18 protein-coding genes are annotated in these 15248 nt (G+C 68.4%); 5 read left to right on the top strand and 13 right to left on the bottom strand.

Annotated elements, in window-relative coordinates; all coding sequences use genetic code 11:
* Positions 1–64 precede the first annotated feature (64 nt).
* The 11 genes from CT688_RS02085 to CT688_RS02040 form a co-directional block, all read right to left on the bottom strand.
* Positions 65–289, bottom strand: a complete 225-nt coding sequence (locus tag CT688_RS02085; protein ID WP_107755565.1) for a hypothetical protein — start codon at positions 287–289, stop codon at positions 65–67.
* Positions 290–501: 212 nt separating this feature from the next.
* Complete coding sequence (locus tag CT688_RS02080; RefSeq protein ID WP_107755564.1) at positions 502–1311, bottom strand: recombinase family protein; 810 nt, start codon at positions 1309–1311, stop codon at positions 502–504.
* Between the two features lie 168 nt (positions 1312–1479).
* Positions 1480–2610, bottom strand: a complete 1131-nt coding sequence (locus tag CT688_RS02075; RefSeq protein ID WP_156607055.1) for a hypothetical protein — start codon at positions 2608–2610, stop codon at positions 1480–1482.
* Complete coding sequence (locus CT688_RS02070) at positions 2607–3104, bottom strand: DUF4365 domain-containing protein (protein WP_107755562.1); 498 nt, start codon at positions 3102–3104, stop codon at positions 2607–2609. The genes CT688_RS02075 and CT688_RS02070 overlap by 4 nt, the downstream gene beginning before the upstream one ends.
* 79 nt (positions 3105–3183) lie before the next feature.
* The gene (locus CT688_RS17210) at positions 3184–3693 is read right to left on the bottom strand and encodes a hypothetical protein (RefSeq protein ID WP_156607053.1); all 510 of its coding nucleotides are present in this window, start codon (positions 3691–3693) and stop codon (positions 3184–3186) included.
* Positions 3694–3973: 280 nt separating this feature from the next.
* Positions 3974–4786, bottom strand: a complete 813-nt coding sequence (locus CT688_RS02065; RefSeq protein WP_107757945.1) for a sucrase ferredoxin — start codon at positions 4784–4786, stop codon at positions 3974–3976.
* Positions 4787–4883: 97 nt separating this feature from the next.
* A complete protein-coding gene (locus CT688_RS02060) occupies positions 4884–6098 on the bottom strand; it encodes a cupin domain-containing protein (RefSeq protein ID WP_107755561.1) in 1215 nt (404 codons plus the stop codon).
* Positions 6099–6365: a BatC protein gene (locus CT688_RS02055; RefSeq protein ID WP_107755560.1), complete on the bottom strand. Its 267-nt coding sequence runs from the start codon at positions 6363–6365 to the stop codon at positions 6099–6101. It abuts the gene before it with no gap.
* Between the two features lie 196 nt (positions 6366–6561).
* Positions 6562–7092: a hypothetical protein gene (locus CT688_RS02050; RefSeq protein WP_107755559.1), complete on the bottom strand. Its 531-nt coding sequence runs from the start codon at positions 7090–7092 to the stop codon at positions 6562–6564.
* On the bottom strand, positions 7089–7319 hold the full coding sequence (locus tag CT688_RS02045) for a helix-turn-helix transcriptional regulator (RefSeq protein ID WP_182613575.1): 231 nt from the start codon (positions 7317–7319) through the stop codon (positions 7089–7091). Before CT688_RS02045 ends, CT688_RS02050 begins: the two co-directional genes overlap by 4 nt.
* Positions 7320–7383: 64 nt before the next feature.
* The gene (locus CT688_RS02040) at positions 7384–8190 is read right to left on the bottom strand and encodes an IclR family transcriptional regulator (protein WP_231750463.1); all 807 of its coding nucleotides are present in this window, start codon (positions 8188–8190) and stop codon (positions 7384–7386) included.
* Between the two features lie 164 nt (positions 8191–8354).
* On the opposite strand from CT688_RS02040, the gene CT688_RS02035 reads away from it, so the two are divergent.
* The 5 genes from CT688_RS02035 to CT688_RS02015 all read left to right on the top strand — a co-directional run bounded on the left by CT688_RS02035 (position 8355) and on the right by CT688_RS02015 (position 13363).
* The gene (locus CT688_RS02035) at positions 8355–9221 is read left to right on the top strand and encodes an oxaloacetate decarboxylase (RefSeq protein ID WP_107755557.1); all 867 of its coding nucleotides are present in this window, start codon (positions 8355–8357) and stop codon (positions 9219–9221) included.
* A gap of 3 nt (positions 9222–9224) precedes the next feature.
* The gene (locus CT688_RS02030) at positions 9225–10481 is read left to right on the top strand and encodes an aconitase family protein (protein WP_197431458.1); all 1257 of its coding nucleotides are present in this window, start codon (positions 9225–9227) and stop codon (positions 10479–10481) included.
* Positions 10478–11005: a 3-isopropylmalate dehydratase gene (locus CT688_RS02025; RefSeq protein WP_107755556.1), complete on the top strand. Its 528-nt coding sequence runs from the start codon at positions 10478–10480 to the stop codon at positions 11003–11005. Before CT688_RS02030 ends, CT688_RS02025 begins: the two co-directional genes overlap by 4 nt.
* Before the next feature lie 67 nt (positions 11006–11072).
* Positions 11073–12434, top strand: a complete 1362-nt coding sequence (locus CT688_RS02020) for an MFS transporter (RefSeq protein WP_107755555.1) — start codon at positions 11073–11075, stop codon at positions 12432–12434.
* Positions 12431–13363, top strand: coding sequence for a D-isomer specific 2-hydroxyacid dehydrogenase family protein (locus tag CT688_RS02015; protein WP_107755554.1), 933 nt, complete (start codon positions 12431–12433; stop codon positions 13361–13363). The genes CT688_RS02020 and CT688_RS02015 overlap by 4 nt, the downstream gene beginning before the upstream one ends.
* A gap of 59 nt (positions 13364–13422) precedes the next feature.
* Here the strand turns inward: CT688_RS02015 and CT688_RS02010 are convergent, their stop codons facing one another.
* Entirely contained in the window at positions 13423–13824 is a 402-nt protein-coding gene (locus tag CT688_RS02010) for an SPW repeat protein (protein WP_159077972.1), read from the bottom strand.
* A gap of 228 nt (positions 13825–14052) precedes the next feature.
* Positions 14053–15087 (bottom strand): aspartate-semialdehyde dehydrogenase, encoded by a 1035-nt coding sequence (locus CT688_RS02005; RefSeq protein ID WP_107755552.1) that lies wholly within the window; start codon positions 15085–15087, stop codon positions 14053–14055.
* Between the last annotated feature and the right edge of the window lie 161 nt (positions 15088–15248).

Below are 15248 nucleotides of genomic sequence, written 5' to 3'. Positions count from 1 at the left end.
TGTATTCGCAGTCGGCAACCTCGCGAGCCAGACCAAGGCGAGCATAACTATCGCGAGCCGCCAGTTAGTGAACACGCGCCTGCTCAAACTGACCCAAGTCGGTCTCGACGTTGCCCAACCTAAGTTCGCACGCGCCGACCTCGCGGGTCGATTCGAGGCGCATGTACGTGTCACGAGCGATCAGATAGTGAGTGCGAGCTTGCCCGAACTGGCCCGAGCGTTGTGCCAGGTTGCCGAGGTTGAACTCACTGGCAGCGGTATGACCGAGGTTTTTGATGGCGTCATCCATGCCTTGCCTCCATCGCCCCGTGATCGCGATGCGTGGCTGTGATTGTCACGCGTTTTGGCGTCTGGGTGGGCAGTTCTGCGAGGATCATCCATCGATTCATATGGTTAGACGTGTCTTGGACCAAGAATTGAGGGGATGGCTAGTTCCGCTAACGCATCTGAGCGAACCATGGAAGTAGCCAAGCTGCACACAGTTAATCCGCTTGTGTCCTGTCAGTTTCGTTCCTGTTCGCGTTGCCGTAGCGCACGGTACAGAGTCGACCTGCCAACACCAAGGTCTCTGGCGATCGTCGACGGCCCCTCCCCTGCCTCGATTCGAGCGCGGGCCTTGTCGATTTGCTCAGCGGTCAACACGCGTTTGCGTCCCTTGTACTTGCCTTTCGCCTTGGCGATGGCGATGCCCTCGGCCTGGCGTTCACGGATGATGGCCCGCTCGAACTCGGCGAAAGCCCCGAGCAGAGAGAGCATGAGGTCCGCCCGGGGATCCTGGGCGCCGGCGGCGTAGGTGGCCCGCTCGTGAACGAACTCCACGCTCGCACCCTTCGCGGTGATCTCGCCAACGATCTGCTTCAGATCCACCAGGGAACGAGCGAGACGGTCCATCGACGCAACAACCAATTCGTCACCGTCTCGCAAATACCTGATGCACTCGGCGAGCTTCACGCGATCAGCGCGAGAGCGTGCAGACTGTTTCTCGACGTAGACCCGGTCGCACTCCCCCACCGCCTCGAGCTGACGCGCCTCGTTCGGATTGGCGGCCGACACCCGGACGTACGCCACCCGCTGCCCACGCGGCCGCGAAGCCCCTCGAGCCGGCTTTGGCTTTGGCTTTGGCTTTGGCTTTGGCTTTGGCTTTGGCTTTGGCTCGATGATGTTCTCCGAGTCCGTCGACTCCACCCGAAAGTTCCAACCCAACTCGTCCCAGCGACGGAACCGAGTCCGCACCTTCCCGCGGCTGACGATGAGCACCTCTACACCACCGTCACCAGAACGGTTGAGCAACGTCCCGACCCGTTCAATCATCGGAAGACCCTTTCGCCCAGAATCTGTATCGATAGATACTAGACCATACGGGACGCCGTTTCATAGATATCGAAATCGACCCTGTGACACAGCAGCGATGGCGGCTGCTTCGCCGTCCTGCACGGGTGTACCCGAGTGGATCAACCGGATGGGCGATAAGAAGGGGTCCTACGAGCGGTCGACGTCAACCATCAGCGGGGTGACGGCGTCATTGGTTACGGCTTGCAGTCCGCTGTGGGTGAGGCGGACCTTACTGTTGACCACGACGGTTCTGCGGTCGCGAGCCCAACCCCAGGCATCGTCGAGGGTGCCTGGGGACACGCTGACGGTGACGCTTGCGGGCCTGTGGTTGCGGATGACTTCGACTGTCACCGATCCGGTGTCGGCATCGTGGTCGCGCTGCACGCCGAGAATCGGTCCGACGAACTGCTGCTCTACTCGCGGGACCGCGTGCGTCTTGAGCCGCTGGGCGACGTTGCCAACCCGCTCGCTGGCCGCAGCCGGGATGAGGATGCTCTTGGCCACCTTGGGCGCAGGCCCACCGCCCGGCGCCCAATCGAACGCGGCGCTGAACTCTGCAACAGATTCCTGAACCAGGATTCGGTGAAGCGCGCTGGCGAACTGACTGCTCACCCCAGAGCGAACCAGCTCGGCGTCGATGCTCCCGCGCGGCTCCCGTTCCGGTTGGATCACGACTGCATCAATGGTGACCAAAGCCTCTGCGAACGTACGCATCACGCGGCGCTGGGTCGGTTCAGGGGGCTCGCTGATCTCCATTCCTTGGAACACTTGTTCAGCGCTGTGCTCAGTGACGGGCTCGGTAACTGGCAGGAGTATGGGGATGATGTACGAGCCCTCACGGGTATGCCCCATCCGCGCCGACGCGATGAGCTCGTCGCCGACTTTGCTGTAGTTGCGGATCCGTGCACGCTGCCCCAATGAGGTGGTTGCGGTCGAGCGAAGCATCGTCCAGCCCGACTGCACGAGTACAGATCCGGCCAGGTACGAGATGCTCCCGCGAATGGCGATGTCGTTGGCCGCTCTCAACTCGACCACGTCGGTCAACTGGCGCTCGATGTCGCGGACGACCTCCTCGACGGAGACGACTCGGACCTGGGCAATGCGTTCGACGACCATGCGCCAGTCGACGCTCTCTCGGGAGAGGTCATTAGGGACGGGCAGCAGGAACTGGGATGAAGGGTCGAGCCACAGTCCGCCTCGGTCGCCGACCTGTTCAGGGGGCAGCCACCCCGTCGAGGCCAGGTAGGAGGCGGTGAGATCGTGGAGCGTCGTAGTCATGCGATCGCCGCCCTTCCCCATGCCACCTGGTCGTCGAACGCCTCTGCCCACAGGCCAAATGTGTCCGCAGTGAGCTGATTCTCCCGTGCGAGTCCGACACTCTTCCCTCTCACATGGTTGACCTGTGCCCACAGTGCCTTGGCGTGAACCACTGTCTGGAGGTTCTCGTGGCCGATCCAGTCCGGCGGCGGCGCTTTCTCCAGGTGGACGTACACTAGATATACGGGAAGCGCATTGGCGGCCCACTTCGCCTTCCAGTCCTCGTTGACCGGAACGGTGATGCTCCCATCTTTGTTGCGCGCCTTGGTACCAGCCTTGACCTGAACGATGCAGGCACCGGACGGGAAGTTCACGAAGACGTCCACAGCGAGGTGATCTTCGCCTCCGGAGGTCTCGCCGTGAGCCACGCCGGCCTGAGCCAGGAGCGAGCGAACGTAAAAGACGCCGAACCGACCGATCTGATCCGTGAGCGGGAGGGAGGCGGCTTTAGCCATCCTAATAGATTACGGGGCGAAAGCGCCCACAGCGCGCATTCGCCGGGAGATGAGCACTCCGGGTCGTATCGTGCGTCCGCTACACACGGTTAGGCGGGACGACCGGGGCCTTTCGGGGCGGCAACGGTGAACCGGGGCTGCGTTCCAATCCCATTGCGTCGCTAATTGCGTCGTCGGCCATGCGGACAAGGACCCGGAATCGATACGCGAGGTCGGCTAGAGCACCGCCAGACCAACCGGGGGTCACCTCGAACGACGGCTCCGTAGCGTTGCTGCGGAGCATCGCCAGCCGCATCCCGTTTCCTTCAAGGAACAGTCCGTGCACCACCCGGTTGCGACTAGGGCGCAGTTCGCGCAGCCCGTCGGAGATCGGACACAACTCGTCGTCGCCGAGCGCCTCTAGTGCCTCTAGTGCCTCTGCCAATGAGGTGCCACTGCGCCACCAGCGTTTGTCTGGGGCCTCCAAACCGGAACGCAAGACCAGTAGCTCGGCGATCGAGTCCTCGGCGTCGGCGGCCTCCAAGATGACATATCCGACAGCTTCTTTCAGCTCACGCGAGAACACGCTCTTCGAAGAATCATCGGTCATGAAGTCAGTCTCGCGCTACGGCCACAGATCACCGCTCCCCGCTTCGCCGATAGTGTCCGAGTATGCAAAGTCCGCGATTCACGCGGTCTCTGCAGTCCGCAGAATCGGTAGTTCCGTAGTTGGGCGGTCGAGGACCTAGTTCCGTCCTATTCAAGTAGGACGATGACGATTCATCGCATCTTCGACGGGTCGGTCTCGGCGATGCACTGTGCTCGTTGTGATTCGAGAATCGGGAACTTCACAGGCGGCCTATTGACTCATGGGGCACCCCGCTTGCCCGCTACCCGCCCCCGGAGATCTTCACCAACTCCCATTGTCTGACCGGCCCGGCCGACCGCGCCTGACACATCGTGAAGATCGGCTCCGAGTAGGTCTCCCGCAGACGCACCTCGACCGGGCGGAGCGGACCCGCCAGCGTCACCTCCACCTGCCCGTCCGATTCGATGACGCCCAACGGGGCGAAGGCATCGATCCGGTCGTCCCCGAACGCCGCGCGGGCGTGATGCTGCGCGACCTGCACTTCTGCCGGGTAGCTGCTGCGCCCACGCAGGAAGCGCGGCTCAACCTGGCCCTGGGTATAGCGGTCGATGATGTCGGCCGGGTTTTCGGCCAGGTCGACGCGGCCGTAGAAGAGTCCGTGCGGCAGGACGATCATTGTCGCGGCAAAGCGATCGCCGCCCAGGTGGGAGCATTCCCAGGTCGCCTCCGGGTAGCGCTCGGCGATCAGCGACGTGGCTCGTCGGCCCCGAACCGCGCAGCACTGGTCGTGTTTGCCGTGCGCGCAGATCGCCACAAGCGGCTCATCGGTCGGTGTGCCGGCGGAGCCGTCGAGAGGAATCTCGGCGTACCCCCCGGGGCCGTGGACCTCGCCCCACTGCAGCGATTCCTGCCCGGGTCGGGCGTCGGCCAGAGCCCATCGCCACCGCCGCTGGTCAGGCCGCTTACCGGGACGGCGGATCGCCGCAACTCGGATGTCGGCGGCCTGCACACGCTGGGCGATCTGCCTGCCCAGTTCGGGAGGCAGCAGACTCGGGGACTCGAGCAACGCCGAATGCCCCCAGGGGCCGCAGAGCTCGAGCATGAGCCACCGCATTCCGCGCGAGCCCGAGCCCTCCATGGGGTCGCCGCGGCGCAGGGCGGCGTCGCTGCACGGTTCCCAGTCGGCTGCCCTCGTCACGCGGTCACCACCCTCACAACGCCACCAGCACGGCCTCCCGCAGCAGCCGCCGGAGCACCACCAGTCCGTCCGCCTCGTCGAGGCCGGGCAGAACTCCGGCCGTCACGGGATCCCCGGTCATCGCCGCACGCAGGGCCGGGGCGCAGATCGCGGGGAAGGTGATCGCCTTGGTCGGGAGCCTCAGCACTACCGTGTCCGACCCACTCTCGTCGATCGAGCCGTGCAGCCCGTCGCGCCACCGCAGCGGGGTGTCGACGTGGAGCGAGTCGACCGCGTCGAGGGTGGCCAGCGGCCGGATTGCGGCAGGTCGGGTGAGGTCGAGGTACTTCTTCGCGAGCGAGTCACCGGAGAGATCGCTGAGCTCCTCCCGCCTCTCTTCGATCAGCCGGGCCAGTACATCGAGCACCTCGCGGGCCTGCGGCTCGGCTCGAGCGGCGTCGGCCGGGGCGAGCCCGAACGGCAGCGACGCGCGCAACTCCTCCTCCGATGCCAGCGCCTCGATCACGGCCCGTGCCATGTCGTACCCGGTGAGAGGGGCCACGCCCACGGTGAGGTGGATGGAGGTGTCGCCCTGCGCCTCGGCGGAGTGGACCCAGCCGCGCGGCAGGTAGAGGCAGTCCCCCGGCTCGAGCACGGCGTCGGTCACCGGCTCGTCCCTCGAACGCTCGGCGATCGCCTCGCGGTGGTCGGTCCAGGGCTGATCGGGGAGCGGATGACGGTGGACGGGCTCGTGCACGCGCCACCGCTTGGTGCCGGAGACCTGGAGCACAAAGACATCGTGGACGTCGTAGTGCGGATCGAACCCGCGATTCGCGGGCGGGGTGATGTAGGCGTTGGTCTGCACCGGGTGGCCGACATCCGAGGTGATGCCCCGGACGAAGTCGATGATCGGCGGCCAGAACCGGTGCAGTCCCTGCAACACGATCGTCGCCCCGGCGGCGAACTGCGTGAGCACGCCGTCGGGGTCGAGCTGATCGGCGATCTGCGCGCCGAAACCCGCCGACCGGGTGAAACACGCCCGGTCGACGAGCGTGCCCTCGCGAGCCATTCGCACGAAGGGTGTGCGCACCCCGCGTTCGGCGATGATCTCGTCGACCATCGCGGGCGAGAGCAGGTCAGTGAAGTCGCGTGGCAGTTCGGCCGCCCGGGTCAGCAGGGGCCGCTGACCCCAGACCCGGGCTGCGAACTCGTCCGCGCTGCACGCGACGCACCGGGAGAGTGCGCGCAATTACTGCGTGCCGTCGGCGCCGCCGTCTGCACCGTCCGGGTTGGAGCCGCCGTCGGCCGGGCCCTCGCCGGCGTCCGCGGAACCGTCGGCACCGCCGTCGTGGCCGTCCGGGTTGGAGCCGCCGTCGGCGAGGCCTTCGCCCTCGCCCTTCGTGTGCTGGGCGGAGCCGTCGGCACCGCCGTCGTGGCCGCCGGGGTTCGAACCGCCGTCGGCGACGCCCTCGCCCGAGTTGCCGGTGGTCGTCATGTCGTCGTCGTTGATAGCCATGTGCGATCCTCTCGTCGGCGCAGGCGCTGACCTGCGCGGATTCGTGCGGTGTCGCCACGTGCCCGGGCTGGCCCGGACACGATGGGGCTTGCCGTCCCCACTATGCCACCGGACCTGCACGGGGCACGACCGGTCGGAATCGTGCATCGGCTCGCCTCCGCACCCGGGCCCGCGGTGAGGACCAATCACGCCGCTGCTACGTCCCGCGGCGGGCCTTGCGGTAGCTCACGACCGACCCGATCATCCCGGCCACGGCGCCGATCATCCCGCCGATCACGGCGCCCTGTGCCGCCCCGCCGAGCGGACCCTGCCCGGGTGTCAGCGTGACGGACGGAGTCGGCAGGAGCGGCTGACCGGCGAAGACGGTGACGGTCATCGCGGCGAAGACCAGGGCGACGAGCGCGCACCCGCCGACCATGGTCACCATCGCCGACCTGGCCCCGGACCGCTCGACGAGAGCGTTGAGGTGGACTCCCCGCCGCCACGCATACCACTGGGTCGCCGCCGCGGGCAGGATCGTGAGCGCAAGGAGCACCACCGGGAGCAGGATCAGCCCGAACGCCGCCGAGACGACGGCTCCCGCCAATCCCGCGTACAGCCCGATGGTCAGGCCGAACGAACTCGCCTCCATGAAGACCGTGCGCTCCCGCTCATCGCCGTACACCGGGCTGTCGAGGTTCATCACCCGGTCCGACCACCGGTCGAACACGCTGTCACGCTGAGTCATCGGGGTTCCTCCTCCAGAATGAATAGCTCTTCGACCGACCGTTCCAGGACCCGCGCGATGCGAATCGCCAAGTACACCGACGGCGAGTAGTCGCCCCGCTCGACCGCGATGATCGTCTGCCTGCTGACTCCCACCGCCTCGGCGAGCTCCGCCTGGGTGACCCGCTTCTCTTTGCGGTACTCCCTGACCGGGTTCGGCCCGGTCACGTCGGACTCCCGAACTGCCATGGGCCGATGTTAAGCAGGCTTGACTTCTAGTGTCAAGAGTAGTTGACCCGGGCCCGGGCCTCGGTCACCCGCGCGCGGCTCGCAGTGCCGCCGAGATCCGGAGGGCGGCCCGCGTGACGTGCGCGATCTTGGCCTCGAGGATCTCGCCGGAGAAGTTCTCGGAGCGACCCCCGATGCTGATCGACCCCAGCACGGACCCGTCGTCGTCGAGGATCGGCGCGGCGACGGCGGACACCCCCTCGAGGAAGTCGGACTCGCTGAGCGAGTAACCGGCGGCGCGCACCTCGTCGAGGTGGGCGATCAGCTCGCCCGGCTCGTGCACCGTACGGGAGGTGTAGGTGTGCAGGCCCGGCCGGATCCACGCGTCCCGCAGCTGCGGGGAGTGGGCCAGCATCGCGACCGGGCCGGCGGCGGCGTGGTACGGCAGGACGGTCCCGATGTTGATCCCGGCGACGACGAGGCTTCCGCTCCCCTCCACCTTGTCGATGCACACGGCGCCCTCCTCCGCCGGGACCATGAGGTACGCGGTATCGCCGAACTCCGCGACCAGCCCCGTCAGGAACGACCGGGCGGCCGAGCGGATGTCCAGGTCCGCCAGGGCCGACGCCCCGATCTCGAACAGTCGCACGGTCACCCGGTAGCCGCCCTCGGGCGTGCGATCGACCCACCCCGCGTGGATGAGGGTCGCCATGAGCCGGTGCACGGTCGTCTTGTTCATGCCGCTGACCTCGGTCAGCTCGGTGAGCGTCCACGTGGAGCGGTCGGCGCCGAAGTGGTCGAGGAGCGCGCAGGCCTTGAGAAGGGCACCCACCAGTTCCCTGCTCTGCGATGCGTCGGATGCGGGCGACGGCGGCCTGGGCGGACTGGGCACGGCGAGGTCCTGTTCTGTCCGGGGTGTCGGGTGGTCCCGCCATCGTAGGCAGCCGGCCGCGGTTCCACCCCGACCGTCCGCGCTTGACATGTGACGCGGACCACGTTTAGTTTCGTACCGCATTACGAAATGCGTTCCGCTATACGAAATGGAGGTGAGCGCGCATGACATCGCCCACCCTGAAGGACCTCACCTCGGGCAGGCTCGTGTACGCGCCGGGCGTCTGGGACGGACTGACGGCGCGACTGGCCGAGCAGGCCGGCTTCGACGCACTGTGCGCCTCCGGCTTCGCGATCTCCGCCGCCCTCGGGCTCCCCGACGCCGAGCTCTACACGATGAGCGAGAACCTCACCGCGATCCGCACCATCACCGCCGCCTCCGCACTCCCGGTGGTCGCCGACATCGACACCGGCTACGGCAACGCCGTCAACGCCGCCCGCACGGCGACGATGTTCGTCAAGGCCGGCGTACAGGGCATGTTCATGGAGGACCAGGTCTCCCCCAAGTCGTGCCCGATCTGCGTGGGCGAACCCGTCGACCTGATCCCCGTCCCCGAGGCGGTGGGCAAGATCCGCGCCGTCCGCGACACCACCCCGGACGACGTCCTGCTGATCGCCCGCACGGACGCCACCGGCGAGGAGGCCCTCCGTCGCGGCCGGGCCTACGTCGAGGCCGGCGCCGACATGATCATGCCGGTCACCAAGACCTTCAGCACCGTGGAGGAATGGCAGCGCTGCCACTCCGAGGTCGGCGTCCCCCTCATGGCCACGCTGACCGCGTCCACCTGGACGGAGCGGGAGTTCACCCCCGAGGTCCTGGACCAGATCGGCGTGCGACTGGCGCTGCTGCCCACCCAACTGCTCATGGCCGCCACCGGTGCCGGCCGGACCGTGCTGGGTCGCCTCGCGGCGGGTGAACCTCCGGCCGAGGTGAGCGCGGACGCGATGGCCCACCACGAGTTCGTCGAGATGATCGGTTTCCCCGAGATCGAGGCCATGCAGAACGAGTACCTACCCGCGAAGGGGGCGTGACCGATGGGCTTCACGATCGCCGAGAAGATCCTCGCCAGGGCCACCGACCATCCCACCGTGCACGCCGGGGAGAACCACGCCGTCCGGCCCTCGAGGATGGTCGCCTACGACTTCCCCGGGTACACCGACGTCATGTTCCGGCAGATGCACGAGGACTTCGGCATCACCACGCTCGAGGACCCCGGCCGGTACGTCGTCTTTATCGACCACATGCTCACCAGGAAGGACCAGCGGGAGACCGAGGTCCACACCGTGACCCGGGAGTGGTGCGAGTTCTACGGCATCGAACTCCACGAGGCCGAGGGGATCGGCCACCAGTTGACCGCTGAGCTCGGCCTGGCGACCCCCGGCGACTTCCTGGTCCACTTCGACGGCCACATCAGCGGGGTGGGCGCCTTCAACGCCCTCGGCTGGGGGATCCGACGCGACCTCATCGAGGCCTGGGTCACCGGGCAGGTGCACGTCGACATCCCCCGGACCACCCGGTTCGAGCTCACGGGGACGTTCCCGGACGGGGTCGACAGTCGCGATCTGGTCCACACCATCATCGAGCTGGTGGGCGCCGACGGCTGCGCCCACCAGGTCATGGAGTTCGGCGGTCCGGGCGCCCGCGACATGGCGATCGACCACCGACAGGGCCTGTGCGGGATGGCGATGTTCACCGGGGCGGTGTCGGCGATCTTCGAGCCCGACGACGTCTCGATCGCCTACGCCACCGAGGTCGCTCGCGGAGAGTTCGACCCCGTCTATCCCGACGCCGACGCCACCTACGCCGCGCGCCACAGCATCGACCTGTCGACGCTGGTGCCCCGCGTCGTCCGACCGGGCTCGGCGCGCGTGGCCAACACCTCGACGGCGGCCGAACTCGAGGGCACGCCCATCACCCGCGCCTTTATCGGGTCGTGTGCCAGCGGACGGATCGAGGACCTCCGGGCGGCCGCCCTCGTGCTCGACGGGCGGAAGGTCGCACCGACGGTCGAGCTCAACATCGTCCCCACGTCCAAGAAGGTGTTCGCCCAGGCCGAGGCGGAGGGGATCCTCGACGTCCTGCGCACCGCCGGGGCGACGATCGCCGAGTCGAGCTGCGACTTCTGCTTCGGCTACCAACAACCCCTCCAGCCCGACGAGAACTGCATCTCCACCGGCGTCCTCAACATCACCGGCCGGATGGGCAGTCCCGAGGCGAACATCTACATGGGTTCGCCCTACACCGTCGCCGCCAGTGCGATCACCGGCACCATCGGGGAGGCGTCCCGATGAGCGCGTACCCGCCGCCGCCCGACGTCATCACCGGCCGCGTCGCCTGGGTCTTCGGGGACGACTTCGACATCGATCTCGTGGTGGGCGTGGCCAACATCAAGACCTACGACCGCGAGCTGTTGCGGGCGGCCTGCATGCAGGACTTCGACCCCGGCTTCGCCGAGCGCGTCCGCCCCGGCGACATCGTCGTGGGGGGCCGGAACTTCGGCTACGGCCACCCGCACTACCCGCCGATGATCGCCCTCCGGGACCTCGGGATCGCCGCCGTCGTCGCCGAATCGTTCTCCCCCGGCTTCTGGCGCGGCGAGACCTTCAACGGCATGCCCCTGATCACCATCCCGGGGGTCACCGCGGCGGTCTCGCGCGGCGACGAGATCACACTCGACTGGCGCACCGCGACCCTGGAAGCCGCCACCGGCACCCGGATCACGGGCACCCCGCCCAACCCTCGTACCGTCGCGATCATCGAGGCCGGCAGCTCGTACGACCTGCTACTGGCCGAGCACGCCCCCGCGCGGACCTGAACCCCCTTCCCCTGCTCCACCTCACCGCCCCCTGCCTGCCCCTCCTGACCAACAAGGACGCGACACCATGACCGAAGTTCACCAGCCGCAGCACCACGCAGCAGCGGCACCACCTGACGCCGACCACCCCACGGCGCAGTCGACACACCGCACCCCCGACCCCAGGCTCACCCGCCGGGCGGCGCTCGCCGGCGGGGTCGGCACGCTCATCGAGTACTACGACTTCGCCGTCTACGGGTTCCTGGCGGTCTTCATCGCCCCGCTCTTCTTCCCCTCGCAGGACCCCGCGGCGTCGATCCTGTCGACCCTGGCCGTCTTCGGTGTCGCCTACGTGGCCCGGCCGGTCGGCGGGATCTTCTTCGGTCGCCTCGGTGACCGCGTCGGCCGCCGGACGGCGCTCATCGCCAGCGTCGTGGCCATGGGCGTGGCCAGCGGCATCCTCGGAATGCTCCCGACCCACGCCGCCATCGGCGTCGCCGCACCGATCCTGCTCGTCCTGGTCCGCCTGGCACAGGGTTTCTCCGCCGGCGGCGAGATCGGTGGCGCGGCGACCTACATCGCCGAGACCGTGCCCGCCGGCCGACGGGGCTTCTTCGGCTCCTTCACCCCGATCGGCGCCACGCTCGGGTTCGCGGTGGCCGCCGCCGTCGTCGGCCTGGTCACCCTGCTCGTCGGCGAGGAGGCCATGTCCTCGTGGGGCTGGCGCATCCCGTTCCTCCTCGCCCTCCCCCTGGCCTTCGTGTGCCTGCGCATCAGGATGAAGCTCGAGGACACACCCGAGTTCGAGGCGATGGCCGAGAAGAAGGAGGTCGTCAAGAACCCCCTCCTCGGTGTCCTGCGCGACCACCCCTGGTCCGTGGCCAAGGTCGTCGGCGTCGCGGTGGCCATGAACGGCTCCGGCTACATCGCCCTGACCTACTTCAGCGTCTACCTCACCAACGATCTCGGATTCGGGAAGAGCGCCGTCTACTGGACCTCCGCCATCGCGATCGCCTGCGCGTGCGCCACCTTCCCGATCAGCGGCGCCCTCACCGACCGCTTCGGCCGCAAGCCCGTGCTGGTCGCCGGGTACCTGTCCTACATCGTCATCGCGGTTCCGGTGTTCATGCTGCTCGGCGCCACACAGAGCATCCTCGTGGTGGGTCTGGTGTACTTCGTCTACATGGTGCTCAACGGCGTGGTCCAGGTTCCCGCGTTCCCGTTGTTCACCGAGCTCTTCGGCCGACGCGTCCGCTACACCGGCGTCGCCCTGGGCTTCAACATCGGCACCATCATCGCCGGCGGGACCGCCCCGTACTTCGCCGCCCAGCTCGTCGCCTGGACCGGCAGCGGCATGGCGCCCGCATACTGGGTGATCGGGGTCTGCCTGATCGGGCTCCTCACCGTGTCCACCATCACCGAGACGGGAAAGAAGGCCCTGCCGACATGAGCCCCACCCCGGGCGACGCCACCGGCCTGCGTGTGGCCGTCGAGCCGACCCGCGACCCCCACCTCGTCGACGCGGTGGAGGGCGCGGGCGGCTCGGTGGCGCCCCTGGACGAGGCCAGGATCCTGGTGTGGATCGGGGGTCCGGACGGTTTCCCCGCGCTTCCCGACCACGTCGAGTGGGTGGCGCTGAGCACCGCGGGAATCGAGCACTTCGTCGCCGCCGGACTACTCGACGACCGCCGGACCTGGACCAACGCCTCCGGCTTCTACGCCCGTGGAGTCGCCGAGCACGCACTCGCCCCGCTTCTCGCGGGCACCCGCCAAGTCGTCCGGTCGGCCCACACCCGCTGGGCCAAGGCCGCCGTCGACCCCGCCGTCCGCACCCTCCGCGGCGCCTCGGTCGCGATCATCGGCGCCGGCGGTATCGGCCGCGAGCTCGTGCCCCTGCTCACCGCGTGCGGAGCGCAGACCCTCGCCGTCACCAGGTCCGGCCGCCCCGTCGAGGGAGCCGCCCTCACCGCCCCGGCCGCGCGGACCGAGGAGGTGCTCGGCCGGGCCGACCACGTGGTGCTGGCCGCGCCCGACACCCCTCAGACCCGTCACCTGATCAACGACCGCACCCTGGCCCTGCTGCGCCCACACTCCTGGATCGTCAACGTGGCCCGCGGGCCGCTGATCGACCAGGCCGCCCTCTACCGCGCGCTCACCACGGGCCTGATCGGGGGAGCCGCACTCGACGTGACCGATCCCGAACCGCCCGCTCCGGACGACCCGCTGTTCGGCCTCGAGAACGTGGTGATCACCCCCCACGTCGCCAACCCCGCCGGACGGCTCACCGAGGAGATGGCCGGGCCGCTCGCGGAGAACCTCCGCAGGTTCGGCGACGGCGAGGACCTGCTGTCCGTCGTCGAGTACGGCCGCGGGTACTGACGGCCCGCCGCCCGACGCGTGAGGCCGGGCAGCGGGCCGTCCAGTGCGGTCGCTCGGGGTCAGAGCCCGCTGGTCGAGTGCGGCTCACGGGCCCTGTCGGGCACGACGTCGTCATCCGTTCGGGTGAGCAGGGCGTACCCGATCACGCCGATACCCACGAGGAGGTGCGGCAGCCAGACGATGAGGTCCTCATCGGCGAACCCGAAGATCCACGGCGACGCCGCGAGGACCAGGCCTACCAGGACATCCATCCACACATGGACGCGCATGGGGACCAGCTTCATCGGGCTGACGGGGCTCGTCGTGGTCAGCTCGCTCAACAAGATCACCACGCCGATGATGACCGCCGACCACGTGGCCGCCTCGACGTCCGCGAACCCGAAGATCCACGGCGCGATCACCAGGACCGCGCCGACGATCAGGCCGATGATGGTGTGGACCCTGCTGGAAAGTACGTGCATGTGTACGTCACCTGTTCCGTCTGGGAGCACGCGGCTCCCGGTTGGTTTCTCGGACCGGGCAAAGGTAGTGGCGGGTGCTCCCGCGGTCCACCGCTCGCCCATGCACACGCACGAGCCGCCGCCCGGTCTGCGTGACCGGGCGGCGGCTCGTCGATGGTGAGGCCGGGGGCGTTGTCGTCGTCGTCCCCGACGGCCGGGCCCGCGGCCGCTAACCCACGCGCCGGGGCGTCACTTCACCAGCAACTCGGCGATCTGGATGGTGTTGAGCGCCGCACCCTTGCGCAGGTTGTCGCCCGAGACCATGAGGTTGAGCCCGCGGTTGCCCTCGATCGAGAAGTCCTGGCGGATGCGGCCCACCAGCGACTCGTCGATGCCCGCAGCGTCCAGCGGGGTCGGCACGTCCACGACCTTCACGCCCGCGGCCGTGGACAGCAGCTCGCGCGCCTGCTCCGGGGTGATGTCCCGCTCGAACTCGGCGTTGATGCTGAGCGTGTGGCCGGTGAACACGGGTACGCGCACACAGGTCCCGGCGACGCGCAGCTCGGGCAGGCCGAGGATCTTGCGCGACTCGTTGCGCAGCTTCTGCTCCTCGTCGGTCTCCTCGGATCCGTCGTCGACCAGCGCGCCCGCCATCGGCAACACGTTGAACGCGATGGGCGCGGTGTAGGGCCCCGTGTCGTCCACACTCAGCGCCCGCCCGTCGTGAACGAGCTCGTGGCCCGCGCCGATGTTGCCGGTCACCTGATCGTTCAGCGTGTCCACGCCGGCCAGGCCCGACCCGGACACCGCCTGGTAGGTGGAGACGACGAGCCGCTGCAGCCCGGCGGCGTCGTGGAGCACCTTGAGCACCGGCATCGCGGCCATGGTGGTGCAGTTGGGGTTGGCGATGATGCCCTTGGGCGGGCTCTGCGCGGCCTCGGGGTTGACCTCGGAGACGATCAGCGGGACGTCGGGGTCCTTGCGCCAGGCGCTGGAGTTGTCGACGACGACGGCGCCGGCCGCCGCGAACCGGGGAGCCTGCTCCTTCGACATGGTGCCGCCGGCCGAGAAGAGGGCGATGTCGATGCCCGCGAGCTCCTCGTCGGTGGTCGCGGCGGTGTCCTCGACCACGATGTCCTCGCCACGGAACGGCAACGTGGTGCCCGCCGACCGTGCGGAGGCGAAGAACCGCACCTCATCGGCCGGGAAATCCCGCTCCTCCAGCAGGGCGCGCATCACGCGTCCCACCTGGCCCGTGGCTCCGACTACGGCGACAGTGGTCATCGAAAAGGTCAACTCCTGGTGTGCTCGGTGGCCTGGGCTCTACGGTCGGCCGTCCGCGGGCGCGCGCTCCACCCTGCGCTCGGGTCGGCCGATGATCACCCAGTCTACCGGCCCCGGGAAGGCCCTCCGGCGACCCGCGTCACACCGCCCCCGTGCCCGTG

The organism is Dietzia sp. JS16-p6b, from assembly GCF_003052165.1.
Lineage (GTDB): Bacteria > Actinomycetota > Actinomycetes > Mycobacteriales > Mycobacteriaceae > Dietzia.
This window is presented reverse-complemented; position numbering and strand designations above follow the sequence as displayed.